The 20,023-nt window shown below is 66.8% G+C and carries 16 protein-coding genes and 2 pseudogenes; 9 read left to right on the top strand and 9 right to left on the bottom strand.

The annotated features are described in order from the left end of the window. The first annotated feature begins 4 nt into the window (after positions 1 to 4). From ACFSCW_RS13450 to ACFSCW_RS13425, 6 genes and pseudogenes are all read left to right on the top strand, one after another. Positions 5 to 466, top strand: a complete 462-nt coding sequence (locus ACFSCW_RS13450) for a DUF2231 domain-containing protein (protein ID WP_380890263.1) — start codon at positions 5 to 7, stop codon at positions 464 to 466. Continuing rightward, a complete protein-coding gene (locus tag ACFSCW_RS13445; protein WP_380890261.1) occupies positions 463 to 1,773 on the top strand; it encodes a PQQ-dependent sugar dehydrogenase in 1,311 nt (436 codons plus the stop codon). The genes ACFSCW_RS13450 and ACFSCW_RS13445 overlap by 4 nt, the downstream gene beginning before the upstream one ends. 57 nt (positions 1,774 to 1,830) lie before the next feature. After that, entirely contained in the window at positions 1,831 to 3,375 is a 1,545-nt protein-coding gene (locus ACFSCW_RS13440) for a winged helix-turn-helix domain-containing protein (protein ID WP_380890258.1), read from the top strand. A gap of 95 nt (positions 3,376 to 3,470) precedes the next feature. Then, positions 3,471 to 4,127: a PEPxxWA-CTERM sorting domain-containing protein gene (locus ACFSCW_RS13435; RefSeq protein WP_380890256.1), complete on the top strand. Its 657-nt coding sequence runs from the start codon at positions 3,471 to 3,473 to the stop codon at positions 4,125 to 4,127. 24 nt (positions 4,128 to 4,151) lie between these two features. Continuing rightward, positions 4,152 to 5,201, top strand: a pseudogene (locus tag ACFSCW_RS13430) (ScyD/ScyE family protein); the annotation flags it as partial. 3 nt (positions 5,202 to 5,204) lie between these two features. Then, positions 5,205 to 5,318 (top strand): annotated as a pseudogene (locus tag ACFSCW_RS13425) (PEPxxWA-CTERM sorting domain-containing protein); the annotation flags it as partial. On the opposite strand, the gene ACFSCW_RS13420 reads toward ACFSCW_RS13425, so the two are convergent. Further along, the gene (locus tag ACFSCW_RS13420) at positions 5,315 to 6,874 is read right to left on the bottom strand and encodes a cryptochrome/photolyase family protein (RefSeq protein WP_380890253.1); all 1,560 of its coding nucleotides are present in this window, start codon (positions 6,872 to 6,874) and stop codon (positions 5,315 to 5,317) included. The pseudogene ACFSCW_RS13425 and the gene ACFSCW_RS13420 sit on opposite strands and share 4 nt — an antisense overlap. Before the next feature lie 19 nt (positions 6,875 to 6,893). Continuing rightward, positions 6,894 to 8,393 carry a S10 family peptidase gene (locus ACFSCW_RS13415; RefSeq protein WP_380890251.1) on the bottom strand — a complete coding sequence of 500 codons (1,500 nt, stop codon included), beginning with the start codon at positions 8,391 to 8,393 and terminating at the stop codon, positions 6,894 to 6,896. Positions 8,394 to 8,530: 137 nt separating this feature from the next. On the opposite strand from ACFSCW_RS13415, the gene queF reads away from it, so the two are divergent. Beyond that, complete coding sequence (gene queF / locus ACFSCW_RS13410) at positions 8,531 to 8,977, top strand: preQ(1) synthase (RefSeq protein ID WP_380890248.1); 447 nt, start codon at positions 8,531 to 8,533, stop codon at positions 8,975 to 8,977. On the opposite strand, the gene ACFSCW_RS13405 is transcribed toward queF, so the two are convergent. From ACFSCW_RS13405 to hflK, 6 genes are all read right to left on the bottom strand, one after another. Then, on the bottom strand, positions 8,930 to 10,861 hold the full coding sequence (locus ACFSCW_RS13405; RefSeq protein ID WP_380890246.1) for an OPT family oligopeptide transporter: 1,932 nt from the start codon (positions 10,859 to 10,861) through the stop codon (positions 8,930 to 8,932). The genes queF and ACFSCW_RS13405 overlap by 48 nt on opposite strands. Then, entirely contained in the window at positions 10,858 to 11,487 is a 630-nt protein-coding gene (locus tag ACFSCW_RS13400) for a hypothetical protein (protein ID WP_380890243.1), read from the bottom strand. Before ACFSCW_RS13400 ends, ACFSCW_RS13405 begins: the two co-directional genes overlap by 4 nt. Continuing rightward, the gene (locus tag ACFSCW_RS13395) at positions 11,487 to 13,076 is read right to left on the bottom strand and encodes a helicase HerA-like domain-containing protein (protein ID WP_380890240.1); all 1,590 of its coding nucleotides are present in this window, start codon (positions 13,074 to 13,076) and stop codon (positions 11,487 to 11,489) included. The genes ACFSCW_RS13400 and ACFSCW_RS13395 overlap by 1 nt, the downstream gene beginning before the upstream one ends. Positions 13,077 to 13,241: 165 nt before the next feature. After that, complete coding sequence (locus ACFSCW_RS13390) at positions 13,242 to 14,795, bottom strand: Do family serine endopeptidase (protein ID WP_380890238.1); 1,554 nt, start codon at positions 14,793 to 14,795, stop codon at positions 13,242 to 13,244. Between the two features lie 98 nt (positions 14,796 to 14,893). Further along, complete coding sequence (hflC, locus tag ACFSCW_RS13385; RefSeq protein WP_380890237.1) at positions 14,894 to 15,748, bottom strand: protease modulator HflC; 855 nt, start codon at positions 15,746 to 15,748, stop codon at positions 14,894 to 14,896. Next, complete coding sequence (hflK, locus tag ACFSCW_RS13380) at positions 15,745 to 16,833, bottom strand: FtsH protease activity modulator HflK (RefSeq protein ID WP_380890235.1); 1,089 nt, start codon at positions 16,831 to 16,833, stop codon at positions 15,745 to 15,747. The genes hflC and hflK overlap by 4 nt, the downstream gene beginning before the upstream one ends. Before the next feature lie 73 nt (positions 16,834 to 16,906). Here hflK and ACFSCW_RS13375 point away from each other — a divergent pair, with 73 nt between their 5' ends. After that, positions 16,907 to 17,884, top strand: coding sequence for an Mrp/NBP35 family ATP-binding protein (locus ACFSCW_RS13375; protein ID WP_380890234.1), 978 nt, complete (start codon positions 16,907 to 16,909; stop codon positions 17,882 to 17,884). A gap of 5 nt (positions 17,885 to 17,889) precedes the next feature. Then, positions 17,890 to 18,321 (top strand): CoA-binding protein, encoded by a 432-nt coding sequence (locus tag ACFSCW_RS13370; RefSeq protein ID WP_380891269.1) that lies wholly within the window; start codon positions 17,890 to 17,892, stop codon positions 18,319 to 18,321. 143 nt (positions 18,322 to 18,464) lie between these two features. On the opposite strand, the gene ACFSCW_RS13365 is transcribed toward ACFSCW_RS13370, so the two are convergent. Then, on the bottom strand, positions 18,465 to 19,985 hold the full coding sequence (locus tag ACFSCW_RS13365; protein ID WP_380890232.1) for a fumarate hydratase: 1,521 nt from the start codon (positions 19,983 to 19,985) through the stop codon (positions 18,465 to 18,467). Positions 19,986 to 20,023 lie beyond the last annotated feature (38 nt).

The following is a 20,023-nucleotide window of genomic DNA, read 5'->3' as shown; positions in this document are numbered from 1 at the left end:
CAGCATGCCAGAACAAGACGCCGCACCCCATCCGCGCTCCACCGCCCGACTGTTCGGCCATCCGATTCACCCGATGCTGGTGCCGTTTCCGATTGCCTTCTTCGCCGGAGCGCTCGTGACCGACATCGTCTATTCGCGGACGGCCAACCTGATGTGGCAGTATTTCTCCATCTGGCTGATCGTCGGCGGGCTGGTGATGGGCGGCCTCGCAGCGCTGTTCGGGCTGATCGACTATATCGGCAACCGCCAGGTGCGCGCCCGGCGGCCCGCGACGCCACACATGATCCTGAACATCCTGGTCTGGCTGCTCTCGCTGCTCAACGCCTTCGTCCACAGCCGCGACGGCTGGACGGCGGTGGTGCCGCAGGGGCTGATCCTGTCGGGCATCGTCGTGCTGCTGTTGCTGGTCAGCGCCTGGCTGGGCGGTTCCCTTACTTACCGGCACGGCGTGGGAGTGCGGCCATGAAGCGGCTCCTCTTTGCGCTGGCGCTGACGAGCGTTCTCGCCGCCTGCAGCGATCCGCAGTTCGACGAGGCGAGCCAGGTCGGGCCGGACCCGAAGCTCCCCGATCCGAAGCAATATTTGCTTCCCCCGATCAACGTCTCGCCGGGAGAAGGCTGGAAAGCGGGCTTCATGCCGACGGTCGCGCCTGGCCTGCGCATCCAGCCGCTCGTCACCGGGCTCCATCACCCGCGCTTCGTCTATGTGCTGCCGAATGGCGATATCCTCGCCGTCCAGGCCAAGTCGCCGCCGCCCGAGCCGGTCAAGCGGCCCAAGGACCCGATCGTCGCGATCGTGAAGAACAAGGCGACGGCTTTCCCGGGCGGACCCAAGGCCAAAAGCAGGATCACGCTGATCCGCGATGCGGACGGCGACGGCAGGCCGGAGTTCGTCACGACCCTGCTCGACCATCTGAACTCGCCGTTCGGCGTCGCCTGGGCGGATGGGATGCTGTACGTCGCCAACACCGACGCGGTCGTCCGCTACGCCTTCACGCCCGGACAGACGAGTATAACAGATCCCGGCCAGGTGCTCACGCAATTGCCGGGCGGCCCGATCGACCATCACTGGACCAAGAGCCTGGTGCTGAGCCCGGACGGGCAGCGGCTGTACGCAACGGTCGGCTCCAACAGCAACATCGTCGAGAATGGCTGGGACGCCGAGCGTGGGCGGGCCAGCGTATGGGAGATCGACCGCCAGTCCGGCCGCGCCCGCGAGTTTGCAACCGGTCTCCGCAACCCAAACAGCCCGGTCTTCTACCCCGGCTCCAACCAGCTTTGGGTGGTGGTCAACGAGCGCGACGAGCTCGGCCCGCATCTGGTGCCCGATTATCTGACATCGGTGCGCGAGAACGGCTTCTACGGTTGGCCGTACAGCTATTACGGCCAGCATCTCGACCCGCGCGTGCGGCCGCAGCGGCCGGACTTGGTGTCGCGGGCGATCAAACCCGATTACGCGCTTGGCAGCCATGTCGCGGCGCTGGGTCTGACCTTCTACACCGGCACGACCCTGCCGGCGAAGTATCGCGGCGGCGCGTTCATCGGTGAGCATGGCAGCTGGGACCGCTACACGCCGTCGGGCTACAAGGTCGTGTTCGTGCCGTTCGCGAACGGCCGTCCCTCGGGCAAGGCCGAGGACGTCGTAACCGGCTTCCTCGACACCAAACAGGGTAAGAGCTTCGGCCGTCCGGTCGGCGTCGCCATCGACCGCACCGGCGCGCTGCTAATCGCCGACGATGTCGGCAACACCATCTGGCGCGTGACTGCCGGCTGACCGGCTCGATTCCTCCATCAGGCAATGATAGGTTGCTCTTTGGGGGGAAGGGTAAAGTTGCTTCAGCAAAGCGCCGATCGACCGCGACGCGTGCAGCTTGCCGCCGAAGCTCCGTTCCAACTCGGCGGCTGGTCCGTCCATCCAGGGCTCAGGCAAATCTCACGCGGCAGCGAAAGCCGGACGCTCGAGCCGCGGGTGATGCAGGTGCTCGTCGCCCTCGCCCAGGCGCAAGGCGGGATCGTTGGCCGCGACGCTCTCGTCGATTGCTGCTGGGACGGGCGCATCGTCGGCGAGAATGCGATCAACAGGGTCATCTCGCTGCTACGCGCGGTCGGGTCGGAGACCGGCGCGTTCGAGATCGAGACGATCACCAAGGTCGGCTACCGGCTAAAGCGGGCGGCGGCGACGCCCGTCGTCCAGCCGGCTCCGCAGGAGCCGTTAGGAGCCGGACAAGCCTGGCCTCGCCGGGCGGCCATCGTTGGGATCGGCGCAACCTTGGCCGGTGGAACGGCCTATCTGATCAAGCCAGATATATTTTCGTCGCGGCGCAGGGAGGCGGAGCGGCATTACCGCGCCGGGGTCGATAGCGAGCGATTGGGCGAAGCCGCCGCGATGCAGGCGCTCGCCCATTATCAAGCGGCCGTGCGCGCCGACCCCAACTATGCTCCGGCCTGGGGCGCCGTCGCGCGTGCGCTGGTCTCGCTCCGTTCGGGCGACGACCGCCAGTCGGAACAGATCGCCCGGCAGGTGCAACAGGCCAGCCGCCGTGCGCTCCAGCTCGACCCCGACAATGCCGATGCGCTGCTTGCGCTCGTCATGATCGCGCCTTCCTATCGGAACTGGATCAACCTCGATAAGCTTGCCCGCCAGGCTTTGGCGCGCCGGCCCGATCTCAGTCTTGTGCAGCTCACCCTCGCCTTGTCCCGCGCAGACACGGGGCGATTCCGGGATGCTGTGGCGCTGATGGATAAGGCGCGCAGGCGTCAGCCGTTGTTGCCCGGCATGACCGGTCGATTCGCCTGGCTTCTCTGGCAGATCGGCCGTCCCGCGGAAGCCGCCCGGATTTTCGAATGGGCCTATCGAACCTGGCCCGAGCACAGCATGATCTGGGTCTATCGCATGATGTACCTCAGCTTCTCCGGGCAAACCGGCGAAGCGCTGCGTATGGCCGAGCGCAATAATTCCCGAGGGGCGCTCGGCGGGCCGCTGCCGCCAACCGTCGCAGCGGATTGCGCCCGCGCGCTGGCCGCCGGCGCCAACGAAGCAGATCGGAACAAGGCGGTGGACTCCATCATCGCGGCCCGGCGCGATGGAGACATCGGCTCTCAATATTCGATCATGTACCTCAGTGCGCTCGGCAATGTTGAGGCCGCCTTCGAGCAGACCTACGACTATCTGCTGGGCAGGCGTGACACCTTGACCGGAGAGCGCCAGCCGCTTTCGCCCCACGCCGACCGGGAGACCTGTTTTCTGTTTGCGAGCCAGACCGCAGCGATGCGCGCCGACCCGCGCTTTCCAAAACTGACCTCTGCGATCGGCCTCGACGACTATTGGCGCGCGACCGGATTACCGAGCAATTTGACCCATTTCGGCACGCCGTAAGCGTTCCATCACCTTTTCATCACAAACGCGGTGTGGCGGGAATCGCCGCCAGACCGAAGGGTCCGCCTGCCTGTCAATCACAGGGGGTGTTCCAAATGTATCGCTCGGTTCTGACCTTCACTGCTCTCGCTTTTGCCGCCCCGGCCGTCGCCGCAAGCGACCCGATCGGCGATTTCCTCGGCACCTATACCGGTCCGCAGACCGCCAATTTCGACATCACGGATGTGAGTGCCCGTTTCGACGGCACGAACTTCACCCTGAGCGCCACGATGAACGGCGCGATCACGCCCGGGCCCGGCATTCTTTATGTCTGGGGCGTCAATCGCGGTGCGGGCGCCGCGCGGCTGAACTTCAATACGCCGCCGCTCGATCCTTCGGTCGTGTTCGATGCACTCGCCGTGCAGTCGACCGACGGCGTGCTGCGCGTGGTCGAGATTCCTCCCGCCAGCGCGCCAATCGTCACGACGCTTGCCGGCGCCGCCGTCATCAACGGCAATACGATCTCGACCAGCGTGCCGCTGAGCCTCTGGCCGACGCGCGGCTTCGCTCCGACCAGCTATAACTTCCAGCTCTGGTCGCGCCATCGGCTCAATCCGGCAGCGGACGGCTTCAACTCCGAAATCGCGGACTTCAGCCCGCGCGTGTTCGCGAGCGTGCCCGAGCCGGCGACCTGGGCGATGATGATCGGCGGCTTCGGCCTGGCCGGCTGGTCGGCGCGCCGCCGGCGTCAGATTGCGTTCGCGATCGCCTGACGCGCTAGAAAAAGGGGAACTTCAATGCGTATGAAATACGCCGCGCGGCTGCTTGCGGCCGGAACCTTGCTGCTGTCTGCGCCAGTGTTTGCCGTGACCTACCAGAGCACGGTTGTCGCGAGCGGCCTGAACACGCCGCGCGGGCTCGCGTTCGGACCCGATGGCGGTCTCTACATTGCCGAATCCGGCACCGTTTCGCCCGGTGGCCCCACCACGATCATTCGCGGCAACACGTACAGCTATAGCGAAACCGGCTCGATCACCCGCGTGCTGAACGGCGTGCAGCAGCGGATCGTGACCGGCCTCCCCTCGCTCGGCTCGCCGACCGCAACGGACACCACCGGTCCCCAAGACATTGTGTTCGGCCCAGGCGGCACAGGCTATGTCGTAGTCGGGCTCGGCACCAATCCGAATGCCCGCTCGACCGATCTCGCCCCGAACGGCGCGAAGCTTGGCCAGGTGTTCACCTTCACGCCCGCTGGCGGCAAAGCGCTGTTCGCCGACGTGTCCGCCTATGAAGCGGCGAACAACCCCGCCGGCGGCCCGCTCGACAGCAACCCCTATCATGCGGCGGCGCTCGCCGACGGCCTGCTCGTGACGGATGCCGGCGCGAACAGCCTGATGAAGGTCGGTCTCGACGGTTCGGTGTCGCTGGTCGCTTCCTTTCCGAGCCGCTTCATCGGCCCGCCGGCGCCCGCGAGCGAGCCGGTCCCCACCGGCGTCGTCGTCGGACCGGACGGCAATTACTATGTCTCGGAGCTCACCGGCTTTCCGTTCACGCAAGGCGCCGCCCGCATCTACAAGGTGACGCCCGGCGGGAATGTCTCGGTCTTCATGGACGGATTCACGACGATAACCGACCTTGCGTTCGGCCCGGACGGCACGCTTTACGTGCTGGAGTTCGACGACAACGGCCTCGCGACGCCCGGCGGCACTGGCACGCTGCTGAAGGTTGCGCCGGGCGGCACGGCGGAGACGATCTTCAGCGGTCTCGTCGCCCCGACCGGTCTCGCTATCGGCAGCGACAACGCGCTCTACGTCACCAACTTCAGCGTGCTCGAAGGCCGCGGACAAGTGCTGCGCATTGCCGCCGTGCCCGAGCCGGCAAGCTGGGCGCTGATGCTTCTTGGCTTTGGCCTTGCCGGCGCTGCAGCCCGCCGGCGGCGGGCGCCCGCCCTCGCGATCGCTTAGCCTTCATCGCGCTCGGGGCCATAGGGCGCTTCGTCTAGACCGGCGAGGAACCCTGCGGCCTGGGCGCGAACGGCTTGCTGCACATCCCCGTCGAACCGGTCCCAGGTGCGATAGACGTTACGCACGCGCGGATTGTCTTCCAGCCTGTCGCGGTTGCGGGCGAAGAAATCCCAATAGAGGCTGTTGAACGGGCAGGCGTCCGGCCCGATGCGCTGCTTCGGATCGTAGCGGCAATGCCCGCAATAGTCGGACATGCGGTCGATATAGGCCGCGCTCGACACATAGGGCTTGGTGCCGACCAGCCCGCCATCGCCGTATTGGCTCATGCCCAGCGTGTTCGGCAGCGTCACCCATTCATAGGCGTCGAGATAAACCTCCATATACCAGAGGTGCACCGCGAGCGGGTCGGCGCCGATCAGCAGGGCGAAATTGCCCGTCACCATCAGCCGCTGGATGTGGTGGGCATAGGCATAGCGCCAGGTCTGGCCGATCGATTCCGCCAGGCAGCGCATGTCGGTCTCGCCGGTCCAGTAGAAGCTCGGCAGCCGCCGCTTCGTGCCGAAGAAGTTGCGTTCGATGTAATCGGGGCCGGCCAGCCAATAGACGCCGCGCATGAACTCCCGCCAGCCGATCACCTGGCGGATGAACCCTTCGGCACAGTTGAGCGGAACCTTGCCGGCCCGATAGCGCGCCTCGACCTCGCGGGCGAGCGCAAGAGGGTCCAACAGCCCCGAGTTGATGTACGGAGAGAGGTGCGAGTGCCACATCCGGTGCGCGCCCATCACCATCGCGTCCTGGTAATCGCCGAAACGGCACAGCGCATGATCGAGGAACAGCGCCTGCGCGCGCAGCGCATCCTCCCGGGTCACCGCCAGGTCCCAATCCTCAAGACTGCCTTGCAGCTCCGGGAAGCGCTCCTCGACCAGCGCGATCACGTCGCGTGTGATCGCGTCGGCGGGAAAACGCGGTGGCTCGGGCATGAACAGATCGACCTGAGCGGGCTTGCGATTCTCCTTGTCGAAGTTCCAGCGCCCGCCCTCGGGCTTGCCAGACGGCGTCATCAGCAGGCCGGTTTTCCGCCGCTGCTCACGATAGAAGAACTCCATGACCAGTCCGTCGCGATCCTCGACCCAGGCCTCGAACTCGGCATGGCTGGCGATGAACCGGTCGTCGGTCCGGATTTCGACCGGGATGCCGAACAGCGTCTCCCAGCTTTCCAGCATTGCCTGGACGCGCCACTCGCCCGCCTCGGTCACGACGATCCGCTCAGGCGCGTGCCGTTCGATCGCGCGGGCGAGCTCGCCGGTGAAGCTGGACGGCTCGGCAGGGTCGTCGAGCTTTACATAATCGACCGTCCACCCGTCCGCGCGCAGCGCCTCGGCGTGGTGGCGCATCGCTGACAGGATATAGGCGAGCTTGCGGCGGTGGTGGCGGACGTACCGCGTCTCGTCCGCCACCTCCATCATCAGGACGACCGTGGCCTGAGGATCGGCATCTTGAAGCGAGGAAATGCGGGGCGAGAGCTGATCGCCAAGGACGGGAATGAGCGTCGTCATATCCCGTCCAAACGCGCGATCATCGGCTGCGGATGAACGTCTTGATGTCGTTCGCGAGCTTGTGCCGATCCTCGTCGCGGACGTACATCATGTGGCCGGCATCGTAGTAATGAAACTGGATGCGGTCCTGCGGGAAGCCGGTGCGGCTGAGCGCATATTCGGCGCCGAAGAAGGGCGTCGCGAAATCGTAATAGCCCTGGCCGACGAACACCCGCAGCCCGCTATTTTCGCGCAGGGCCTGGCCGATATAGGGCGCGACCGACTTGTAATAGGTCGCGTCGCCATTCCCCAGATCCCAATCCCAGGGCTGGACCGACCCGATCGTCACGTATGACCGGTCCGATTTGAACCCGAGCGTATCGCGCACATAGGCGTTGATCGCGGCGGTGTAGCCGCCGTCGATGCCGTAGAAGCTGGGATCATTGTCGAAGCCTTCGCCGGCATTGTCGCGGTCCTTGCCGAGATAACGGCTGTCGAGCCGGCCGACGACGAGCCCGCGATCGCGCAGCAGTTCCTTCCAGAACCGGTTCGGCGAGACGCGTAGATCGGTGCGCTCGACGAACTGCTCGGACAGGCCCGTGTAGCGAGCGAGTTTCTGGCGGATCGCGTCGCGTTCCGGCCCGCTCAGCGCCTGGCCTTTCATCAGCGCGGTCGCATATTCGCCGGCCGCGAACGCCTTTGCCTCGGCCACGAACTGCGCGACCGTCGCCGGCTTGTTCGGCACCTTGTCGTGGTACCAGGCGACCGCGGCCATTGAGGGGAGCGCCACGACATAGGGCATGTCGTTGCCCTCCACTTCCGCCTGCGCGCCAAAGTCGAGGATCGTCGAGATCAGGATGATGCCGTTCAGCGCGACGTCGTTGTAGCTGCCCTCCAGCTCGTGCGCGACCGCGGCGGAACGGGTCGTGCCATAGCTCTCGCCGCCGAGGAACTTCGGGCTGTTCCAGCGGCCATTGTCGTTCAGCCACAGGCGGATCGCCTGGTTGATCGACTTGGCATCCTTGGTGACGCCCCAATAGTCCTTGGGCTCCGTCTTGCCGAGCGCGTGGGAAAAGCCGGTGCCGACCGGATCGATGAACACGATGTCGGTGACGTCGAGCAGGCAATCGGGGTTGTCGAGCAACGGGTAGGGCGGCGCGCCATCGTCGTGCGCGTCTGACGGGATCGCGACCCGCTTCGGCCCGAACGCGCCCATGTGCAGCCACACCGATCCCGAGCCCGGCCCGCCGTTGAACAGGAAGGTCACCGGCCGCGACGGATCGCGCGGCTCCTTGACATAGCTATAGTAATTGATCGCGGCCTTGGGCGTGCCGTCCTCGGCCTTCAGATAGATTTCGCCCGCCGTCGCGGTGTAGTTGATTTTCTGCCCGCCGAAGACGCCGCTGTGGTGCGAGACGACCACCTGCGGCGGCGGGATATCGGCGGCTGCGCGTTCGGCCTTGGCCTCGTCCTTCTTGTCCTGCGCGAGCGCGGGGACAGCGAGCAGCGCCGCGGCTGCGAGTAGAAACGCTTTGGTCATTATCCCTCCGGTTTGGGCTGAGCCTGTCGAAGCCCTCCCTTTCTTTTCTGAAGCAGCCGTAAGAAGAAGGGAGGCCTTCGACAAGCTCAGGCCAAACCGCGTTTGGGATTGCGGGTGGTGCGCATTATGTGCGCCCCATGAGCATCACCCATCTCGGCCAGCCCTCGACGCTGCCCGCGCGTCCCGAAGACGCGGTTCTCGATTACGTCCCGAACCCGCGGCCCGGCCGGCCCTATCTCGTCCGCTTCACCGCTCCGGAGTTCACGTCGCTCTGCCCGGTCACTGGCCAGCCCGATTTCGCGCACCTCGTCATCGACTATGCGCCGGGCGAGACGATCGTCGAATCCAAGTCGCTGAAGCTGTTCCTCGGCTCTTTCCGCAATCACGCCGCCTTCCACGAGGATTGCACCGTCGGCATCGCCGAGCGGCTGCTCGCGGAGATGAAGCCGCTTTGGCTGCGCATCGGCGGCTATTGGTATCCGCGCGGCGGCATCCCGATCGACGTGTTCTGGCAGTCGGGCGAACCGCCCGCCGGCCTATGGCTCCCGGACCAGGCCGTCCCCGGCTACCGCGGCCGCGGCTGAGGCCGTGCGGCGGTAGAGCCACGCCGTCAGCACCGCGAACAAAATCGGCGACAGGATCAGGGCGGTGGGCGCAAAGCCTTCGGACATGATCGCCAGCGGCGCGTCTTTGCCGGTCGCGACGACCAGCCCCGCGACGGCCACGCCGAACAGGCTTTCTCCGACAATCAGCCCGGTCGCGAGCAGCACGCCCATCCGTTCCGACCCTTCGGGATCTCGCTGACGCTGCGCCCAGCGGTCATAGAACCAGCCGCCGATCGCGCCGACCACGACCAGCAGGCTCGTCTGCATCGGCAAATAGATGCCGAGCCCGACGGCGAGCGGCGGCAAGCGCCAGCGCTTCATGCCCGCAAGCGCGAAGTCGATCACCACGATGACGACGCCCGCGATCGCGCCATAGCCGATCATCCGCCAATCGAGCGTCCCGCCCAGCACGCCCTTGGCAAGCGCGGAGATCAGCGCCGCCTGCGGGGCCGGCAACGCGTTCGGCCCCACACCCGGCGCGCCGGCAAAGCCATAGGCCTGGTTCAGCAGCGACAGCACCGGCGGGATCACCAGCGACCCGAAGAACACGCCGAAGATCAGCGCCACCTGCTGCTTCCAGGGCGTCGCCCCGACCAATTGGCCGGTCTTCAGGTCCTGCAGATTGTCGTTGGAGATCGTCGCGACGCCGAACACCACGGCAGTCACGGTCAGCGCATAGACGACCAGCGGTCCGCTCGGCCCCGTGCCACCTGCCACCACGCCGATCAGCAGCGAAGCGGCGATGATCGACAGGATGCCGACGCCGGAGATCGGGCTGTTCGACGCGCCGATCAGCCCAGCCATATAGCCGCACACGGCGGCGATGAACGCGCCGGCCAGCACCACGAACACCAGGCTGCCGCCGATCACCAACACCTCGTTGCCGATGCTGCCGACCTGCGTGGCGAGCAGCACGCCGATCAGCGCAAGCGCCGCGAGGCTGCCGATCGCCACAAGTCCGATCGGCAAGTCGCGCTCGTGAAGCGGCAGCTCGCCGCCGCTGCCCTTGCGATGCGCCGAAGCGGCAAGCGCCGAACGGACGCCGCGCAAGATCGGACTCAGGATGCTGAGCAAGGTCCAGATCGACGCGACGCCGATCACGCCCGCGCCGAAGAAACGCACCTGATCGCCCCAGACTTTGAGCGCGACGGCTTCAGCCGCGCCGGGAATGCCGGCGGTCAGGATCGGCACGGCGCCGGCCCAGCCGATCAGAATGCCGATGCCGATCGCCACGCCCACCGAAATGCCGACCAGGTGTCCCGCGCCCATCAGTGCGAAGGACAGGCCCGCCGATATCCCCGTCGCGCCCGCACCAACGCGGAAGAACGTCGTCGCCTCGGCCACCGCGACTTTCATCGCCGCGAGCAGCGCATAGCCCGCCGACGCAATCGCGCCGGTGGTGATAATCGCGAGGCCCGCCTTGTTGTCGCTCTCGCCGACCTTCAGAACTTCGGCCGCCGCGACGCCTTCGGGATAAGGGAGTGGCGTGTCGACGACGAGCGCGCGCCTCAAGGGAATCGAGAACATCACGCCGAGGAAGCCGCCGAGGAAGGTGATCAGCGCTGTCGTCCAGAATGGGAAATCGTGCCACGCGCCGATCATCACCAGGCCGGGCAGCACGAAGCAGATCGCGGCCAGCGTCCCCGCCGCCGATGCCACGGTCTGGACGATATTGTTCTCGAGGATCGTGCCGTTCGCGAAGGCCCGCAGCAGCGCCATCGAAATGACGGCCGCCGGGATCGACGTCGCGAACGTGAGGCCGACCCGGAGCCCGAGATAAACATTCGCCGCAGTGAAGAGCAGAGTGATGACCCCGCCGAGCAGCACGGCCCGGACGGTCAATTCCCGATGTCGTTCGATCACTTGCCTTCTTTCCTGAACGTCAATGTCCGGTCGTAGCGCCGCATGACGAGCTGGCCATTGTCGATGATCAGCGGCTCATCGCGGAAATCGGCAACGCCCAGATCGTTCGGTTCGAACCGGAAGATCAGCGTGCGGCCCACGTCCTTCAGCGGATAGGGGTCAAGCGGCACGTCATAGATCGGCAGGTCCGGCACGACCGCGACGGGGGTCAGGCCGCGCGGCAGCGGCACCGTACCGTCCTCCCCGACTTCCAGGAACATCGGCTTATCCGAGCCCTTGAATGTCACCCGCACCGTCAGGGTGACGCCGCCCAGCGCCTCCGGCTTATCGAGCGCCACAATAAGCTTGCCGTCGGACGATGGGGTGTCGCTCACGACTGTAAAGGTCGGGCGCTTGGGCGCCGGTTCGGTCGTCAGCAGGACCTTGCCGTCCCGCTCCATCCAGCGCCCCTTGGCCTGTTCGTCCAGAGCGCCATAGGACAAGCCATATTGGAACGTGCCGTCCGCGTTCAGATCGAGCCCGGCCGCGACCTCCATCTGGTGCCCGTCATAGCTGCCGACCAGCGGCGATGCGGCGAGCGCCGGACCCCCCATGCCCAGCACAAGCGCCGCGAGCGTCGTGCGCATCACTTCACCAGATTTCCGAGTACCCCGCGCAAAAGGCTTCCGACAAGCCCGCCGCTCGAGCTCTGGCTGCGGCTGCTCCCGCCGAACACGGCCCGGCCAAGCTCGTTCGCGACCTGGCGCGTCACCGCCGATGTCGCCGTGCGCGCGGCGGTCTGGATGATCTTGTCGGTGAGCGTCGGCTTGGCCGCCTCGCGTGCGGCGATCTGTGCCTGGCGTGCCTCTTCCTTGGCCTGCGCCGCCGCCTGTTTATCCGCCTCGGTCTGCGCCTTGGCCTGCGCCGCGGCGGCGGCCGCCTGGGCCGACTTGGCGGCGAGTATTTCCTCGGCCGATTCGCGATCGACGACCGCGTCGTACTTCGTGCCGACAGCATCGGTCTGGCGCAGCACGCCGCGCTCCTGCGGGCTCAGCGGCCCGACGCGCGACGAGGGCGGCTTGATCAGCGTGCGCTCGACGGGGCTGGGGCTGCCGTCCGGCTGCAGCAGCGAGACCAAAGCTTCGCCGACTTTCAGCTCGGTGATCGCGGTTGCGACATCGACACCAGGATTGGCACGGAAGGTATCGGCGGCGGCGCGGATGCCTTTCTGATCGGCCGGCGTGAAGGCGCGGAGCGCGTGCTGCACACGGTTGCCGAGCTGCGCCGCGACCTTGTCCGGCACGTCGATCGGGTTTTGCGTAATGAAATAGACGCCGACGCCCTTCGACCGGATCAGGCGCACCACCTGCTCGACCTTTTCGAGCAGCGCATCCGGCGCCTCGTCGAACAGCAGGTGCGCCTCGTCGAAGAAGAAGCAGAGCTTCGGCTTATCCGGGTCGCCGACCTCGGGAAGCTGCTCGAACAGCTCGGACAGCAGCCACAGCAGGAAGGTGGCGTACAGCTTCGGGCTCGCCATCAATTTGTCTGCGGCGAGGATGTTGACGACGCCGCGCCCGCCATCGTCGGTCTTGATCAGATCCTGGATGTCGAGCGCCGGCTCGCCGAAGAAATGATCGCCGCCTTGGCTGCGCAATTGCAGCAGCGAGCGCTGGATCGTGCCGATGCTCTGCTTGGAGACATTGCCGTAAGTGGTGGTCAGCTCGTCGGCGCGCTCGGCGCAGTTGACCAGCATCGCCTGCAAATCGTCGAGATCGAGCAGCAGCAGCCCGTCCTTGTCGGCGACGGTGAAGGCGATCGTCAGCACGCCTTCCTGCGTCTCATTGAGGTTCATCAGCCGCGACAGCAGCAGCGGCCCCATTTCGGAAACGGTCGTGCGGATCGGATGGCCTTGCTCGCCGAACAGGTCCCAGAGCTGCACCGGATTGTCGGCATAGGCCCAGTCGGTCATGCCGATCTCGGCTGCGCGCGCGGCGAAAATCTCATGCGTCTTGGCGGTCGGCGAGCCGGCCATGCCAAGGCCGGAGAGATCGCCCTTTACGTCGGCGACGAAGCTCGGCACCCCGGCTTTGGAAAAGCCCTCGACGATGCCCTGCAAGGTCACCGTTTTGCCGGTGCCGGTCGCACCCGCGATCAGCCCGTGCCGGTTGGCGCGCTTGAAGTTGAGGATCTGCGGCTGCCCGCCGCCTTGCCCGATAAAGACACCGTCGTCGCTCATGGGGAGGGGGTGTAGAGCGCGCGAGCGCAGCCGAAAAGCCCCTCTCCCTGCGGGAGAGGGAGGGGCCCGGCGCGAAGCGCTGGGAGGGTGAGGGCGACAGCCTTCGTCGCCCTCACCCCGCTCGCCCATGGCGAGTCGACCCTCTCCCGGTGGGAGAGGGTTGAGTTACCCGTTCTTGATCTTGAGCCCGATATAGCGCGCCGGATTGGTGCCGCGCTGGACGAGCAGCAGCACGCTGGAACGGTTGGCCTTGGACGCTTCGGTCACGGCCGCGCGCACATCCGCGACCGCGACGGCCGGCCGGCCGTTCACCGAGATGATCACGTCGCCGCGCTGCAAGCCCTTGGACGCCGCGTCGCTCGACGGATCGACGCCGCCGATCACCAGGCCGCGGGTGGTCGCCGGAACGCCGACCTGGCGCGCAATCGCCGGGGTCAGCGGCTGGACGGCGAGGCCGAGCGAGGCCTGCGCCGCCTGCTGTTGCGTGTTGTTGTCTTCGTCATTGCCGAAGCTGTCGTCGTCCCCGCCGCCGCCGAGCCGCGAGGCGAGCTGCTCTTCCGGCGGGCGTTCGCCGACCGTCGCGGTGACCGTCATGCGGCGGCCGTCGCGGATCAGGTCGATGGGAATACGCGAGCCGATCGGCGCGTTGGAAACGAGATAGGAGAGCGTCTCGTCCGGCGTGACCGGCTGGCCGTTCACGGCAACGATCACGTCGCCCTGGCGGATGCCGGCCTTCTCGGCGCCGCCGCCCGGCTCGACGCTGGCGATCAACTCGCCGCGATTCTTGTCGAGGCCCAGCGAGTCCGCGATCGACTGGTCGAGCTGCTGGATCTGCACGCCCAGATAGCCGCGCTTGACCCGGCCGCCCTTCATCAATTGGTCGACGACGGGCTTGGCCTGCTCGGCCGGAATCGCGAAGCCGATGCCGACATTGCCGCCGGTCGAGGACAGGATCGCGGTGTTGATGCCGATCACGTTGCCGTTGAGGTCGAACATCGGGCCGCCGGAGTTGCCCATGTTGATGGCCGCATCGGTCTGGATGTAGCGGTCATAGGCGCCGCCCTGGCCGGTGTTGCGGTGCAGCGCCGAGATGATGCCCGAGGTGACGGTGCCGCCCAGGCCGAACGGGTTGCCGATCGCCAGCACCCAGTCGCCGACGCGGGCGTGCATCGAATCGCCGAAGCGCACGAACGGCAGATTGGCGCCCGCCTCGATCTTCAGCACGGCCAGGTCGGACGCGAGGTCGCGGCCGACCAGCCGCGCCTTGTATTCGCGCCGGTCAGGCAGCGTCACGGTGATCGATTCGACGACCGCGCCCTGGCGTCCGGGCGCGACGACGTGGTTGTTGGTGACGATATAGCCGTCGGGCGAAATGATGAAGCCGGAGCCGAGCGACTGCGCCTGGCGCGTCACCGGCCGGCCATTGTTCGTCGTGCCGCCGCTGTTATCGCCGCCGAACAGGTCTGCGAAGGGCGTGCCGGCGAACGGGTTGGTGCCCTGGCTCACCTGCACGCGCTGGGTGGTCGAGATGTTGACGACGGCCGGCTGCAGCTTGGCGGTCAGGTCGGCGAAGCTCATCGGCGCGCCGCGCGGCGCCGCGGCAGCCATGGCTTGCGGAGCGTTCTGCGGCGTCTGCGCGCCCAAGGGCTGCTGCATCGCGACGGAGCTGGCGACGCCGCCCAGAAGAAGGGCCGTGGTCAAAGCATAGGCGTAACGCACGTCTTGAGTATCCTCTCAGATTCGGCACCGGCGCGGACGCGTCCGGCGCGACCGCAGGGGTGCGGCATGATTCCTGAACGATCTTTGAATGACATTTGTCATCGTGAGCGCCCGTTGAACTCCTTCAGATAGGCGTTGTTCGGGGACAGGATGATGTTGGTTTCGGCGGCATCGGACTTGAAGGTCTGCCGGTACGACTGCATCGCCCGGTAGAACTCGTAAAAGTCCGCGTCTTTCCCGAAGCTCGCTGCATAGGTGCGCGCGGCCTCCGCATCGGCTTCGGCGCGGATGATCTGCGCCTGCTTCGCGCCCTGCGCCTCGATGGTCAGCGCTTCCTGTTCGCGCGCCGAGCGCATGCGCTCGAACGCCGATTGCAGCGGCGTGCCGTCGGGCAGGTCGGTGCGCTTGATGCGCACGTCGATGATCTGCGCGCCATATTGCCGCGCGACCGTGTCCAGCCCTTCCTGGATTTCGTGCATCACGCGCGTCCGCTCCGGCGAGAGCAGCGCGGCCGCATGCACCTTGCCGAGCTCGTTGCGGAGCGCGGAGCCGAGGATCGGGCGAAGCTGGTCGGCGACCTGCTGCTCGCTGCCCGCCGTTACATAGGTGCGTAGGGGGTCGATGATGCGGAAGCGCGCATAGGCGTCGACATTCAGCCGCCGCTGGTCGGTCGACAGCACCTGCTGCCGGTCCATCGACACGTCCATCACGCGCTTGTCGAGCCAGACGAGCTGGTCGACGAACGGCACGCGCAGGATCAGGCCCGCACCGGTGCGGCCAAACGCCTCGCCCGGGCGGTAGCGATTGACGATGCTGACCGGCTCGCCGAAGCGGACGATCACCGCCTGGCGCGTCTCCGGCACCACCGCGATCGTGCTGGCAAGCAGGACGAGCAAAGCGATCGCCGCGAGCGCCAGCACGATCGGGTTACGCAGGCTGAACACCGGGCTCATTGCTGCGGCTCCTGGGCGGCCTGGGCCTTGGGCAGCCGGTCGAGCGGCAAATACGGCGTCACGCCGGGCACTTCCACGATCGTCTTGTCGACCTTGGACAGCACATCCTCCATCGTCTCGTAATACATGCGCCGGCGCGTCACTTCCGGCGCCAGCTTGTACTGTTCATAGACCTTGTCGAACGCCGCGGCCTCGCCCTGCGCCCGCGCGGTAATCTGCTGGGCATAGGCGCGCGCGCCGTTCAGATAGGCGATCGCGTTCTGCTGCGCCGCCGACACTTTCTTGAAGCTCTCGGTCACTTCGGCGGGCGGATCGGCCTGCTTGATCGCGACGCCCTGGATGCGCACGCCGGAGCGATAGGCGTTCAGCAGCTCCTGCATGCGCTGCGCGACCTGCGCCTCGATCGAGGTGCGGCCGGCGCCGATCGCGTCGTTCAACGTCACGTTCGCCATCACCGCGCGCATCGCCGATTCGGCGACTTCGCGGATCGTGTCCTCGGGGTCCTTCAACTGGAAGAGGAAGAGCGCCGGGTCGCTGATGTTCCAGCGCACCGAATAGGCGAGATCGACGATGTTCTGATCGCTGGTCAGCATCAGATTCTCGTTCTCGGCGGCGGTCGATCCGATATCGACGGTGCGGATTTCCTCGATGTTCTGCTTGACCACCTGGTCGACCGGCGCCGGGAAGCTGAAATTGACGCCCGGGCTCATCGTGCCCGCATAGCGGCCGAGGCGCAGGATCACGCCCCGTTCGCGCGGCGCGATCGAGTGGACGCTGGTGAACACGATCCAGAGCGCCAGGAAGGCGAGCAAGGCATAGGCCCAGATCGGCCGGCCGTTCAGATCGGGAAAGCCGCCGCCGGAGCCGAAGCGCTCGCGGCTGCGGCGCAGCAGCTCGTCGAGCGCCGCGGGTCCGGGCCGGTTGCCGCGCGGGCGACCGCCGCTGGGCGGCTCGCTCCACGGATTGCGCGGGCCGCCGCCATCGCCGTCTCCGCCGCCATTCCCACCGCCACGGCCGCCCCAGGGGCCGCCGCCTTCGTTCAACATGGCGCCTTGTGGCCAAAGCCACGCCGTCAGCTTGTTCATCACGCCTTTATAGGGAGGACACACAAGAAAAACAGTGTTCCGTCGGCGGAACCACTCGCCTATCCGCGCCGGCATGGCCGAACCCGATCGTCTCTACGCCGCAATCTCGAAAATCGTCGGCAGCCGCGCCGCGCCGCCGCGCCTGAAGGACGGCACCGCGTCGCTGATCCTCGACGTGACCGGCCTCGACCAGAAAACGCGCGACGCGATGGCGGATGCGGCGAAACAGGCGCTGCTCGCTTTGCCCGACGTGACCGACGTCCGCATTGCCATGACCAGCGAGAAGCGCGAACGCCGGCTGATCGCGGTGGGCTCCGGCAAGGGCGGCGTCGGCAAATCGACCCTCGCCGCCAACCTCGCCGTCGCGCTGCAGCGGCTGGGGCGCAAGGTCGGGCTTGTCGACGCCGATATCTACGGCCCCTCCGTCCCGCGCCTGATGTCCGCCGAGGGCACGCGGCCGGTCGCCGAAGACCAGAAACTGCTGCCCGTCGGGACAAAATTCGGCGTGCCGATCCTGTCGATGGGGCAGCTCGTCAAGCCGGGGCAGGCGATCGCCTGGCGGGGACCGATGGCGGGCAACGCGCTCGGCCAGTTGATCGACGCCGGGTGGGGCGAGATCGACACGCTGATCGTCGACCTGCCGCCCGGTACCGGCGACGTGCAGCTCTCGATGCTCCAGAAGCACAAGCCCGCCGGCGCCGTGATCGTCTCGACGCCGCAGGATCTGGCGCTGATCGACGCCGCCCGCGCGGTCGACCTCTTCACCCAGGCGAACATTCCGATCGTCGGCCTGATCGAGAACATGGCCGGCTATGCCTGCCCCCATTGCGGCCAGATCAGCGACCCGTTCGGCGCCGGCGGCGCGCAAGCCGCGGCGGCGGCGATGGGCCTCGATTTCCTCGGCCGCGTGCCGCTCGAGATCGCGATCCGTCAGGCCAGCGACGCCGGCGAGCCGCCGGCCGCCCATGACGGCTTCGCCGGCGCGCCGTTCCGGGCGCTCGCGGAAAAGCTGAACGCCTGGCTGGATCGCAACCACAACGAACGCGTTTGACGCTGATGCCCCTCACCCGCGACGAAGAAATCGCCGACCTCCTCCGCTCCACCCGCATCATTGCAATGGTGGGAGCCTCGGACCGCCCGGACCGCGACAGCTATCATGTGATGCGCTTCCTGCAGGATCACGGATACCGGGTCTTGCCCGTCAACCCGCAGATCACCGGCGAGCATGTCCATGGCGAATATGTCTGGCGCGAGCTCGCCCAGATCGGCGAGCCCATCGACCTGGTCGACATCTTCCGCCGCCCGCAGGCCGCCGGCGAAGCGGTCGACGAGGCAATCGCCGCCGGCGCGAAAGCCGTCTGGATGCAACTAGGCGTCATCAACGAAGAAGCCGCCACCCGCGCCGAAGCCGCCGGCCTCCAGGTCGTGATGAATCGCTGTCCCAAGATCGACATCCCGCGGCTGCGCCTGCCGAAGATCGAGCAATAGCACCTCTCCCGCTCGCGGGAGAGGGCGACTCGCGCCTGCGGGCGCGAGCGGGGTGAGGGTGCTGGGCGCTGTGCTGGACATATGCCCTCACCCTCCCACCGCTTCGCGGCGGGCCCCTCCCTCTCCCGAAAGCGGGAGAGGGGTTAAACCGTCTCCAGCAGCTTCTCCCGCGCGATCTTCTCGCGCCAGACGAGCGGCGCGGTGTGGTGGACGCTTTCGCCTGTCGCGTCGACGGCGACCGTCACTGGCATGTCCTTCACTTCGAATTCGTAGATCGCTTCCATGCCGAGGTCTTCGAAGCCGACGACCTTCGACGCCTTGATCGCGCGAGCGACGAGATAGGCCGCGCCGCCGACCGCCATCAGATAGGCCGCCTTGTGGTCGCGGATCGCCTCGATCGCGACCGGACCGCGCTCCGCCTTGCCAACCATTGCCAGCAGGCCCTGCTCCAGCATCATCCGCGTGAACTTGTCCATGCGCGTGGCCGTGGTGGGGCCGGCGGGGCCGACGACCTCGTCGCGAACCGGATCGACCGGGCCGACATAATAGATCACGCGGCCCTTGAACTCGACCGGCAGTTCCTCGCCGCGCGAGAGCATGTCCTGGATGCGCTTGTGCGCGGCGTCGCGGCCGGTGAGCATCTTGCCGTTGAGGAGCAGCCGGTCGCCCGGCTTCCAGCTCGCGACCACCTCCGGCGTCAGCGTGTTCAGATCGACATGGATCGCGGCCTTGTCCGGCGTCCAATTGACGTCCGGCCATTCGGACAGGCTCGGCGGTTCCAGATAGGCGGGGCCGGAGCCGTCGAGGTGGAAATGCGCGTGCCGAGTCGCCGCGCAATTGGGGATCATCGCGATCGGCTTCGACGCCGCGTGCGTCGGCCAGTCGAGGATCTTCACGTCTAGGATCGTCGCCAGCCCGCCAAGGCCCTGCGCGCCGATGCCGAGCGCGTTGACCTTGTCGAAAATCTCGATCCGAAGCTCTTCGATCTTGTTCTGCGGCCCGCGGGCTTTCAGCTGCGCCATGTCGATATCGCCCATCAGCGATTCCTTGGCGAGCGTCATCGCCTTTTCCGCCGTGCCGCCGATGCCGATGCCGAGCATGCCCGGCGGGCACCAGCCGGCGCCCATTTGCGGCACCATCTCCAGCACCCAGTCGACGATCGAGTCGCTGGGATTCAGCATCTTGAACTTGGACTTGTTCTCGCTGCCGCCGCCCTTCGCCGCCAGCATCACTTCGACATGATGCCCCGGCACCATCTCGACGTTGAGCACGGAGGGCGTGTTGTCCTTGGTGTTGACGCGGCTGAAGGCCGGATCGCGCAGGATCGAGGCGCGCAGCCGATTCTCGGGGTTCAGATAGGCGCGCCGCACGCCTTCATCGACGACTTCCTGCAGCGACTTGTCCGATTCCAGCCGGCAGTCCTGGCCCCATTTGACGAACACCGTCACGATGCCGGTGTCCTGGCAGATCGGCCGATGCCCCTCGGCGCACATGCGGCTGTTCGTGAGGATCTGCGCGATCGCGTCCTTCGCCGCCGGCGACGCCTCGGCCTCATAGGCCGCGCCCAGCGCCCGGATGTAATCCATCGGGTGATAGTAGGAAATGTACTGGAGCGCGTCGGCGACGCTCTCGATCAGATCGGCTTCGCGGATGATGGTCGTCATGGGCCCGCCCCCTCGCACAGCTTGGCGGCCCTTTCTAG

The organism is Sphingomonas tabacisoli (assembly GCF_042678385.1).
Taxonomy (GTDB): Bacteria; Pseudomonadota; Alphaproteobacteria; order Sphingomonadales; family Sphingomonadaceae; genus Sphingomonas_B; species Sphingomonas_B tabacisoli.
This window is presented reverse-complemented; position numbering and strand designations above follow the sequence as displayed.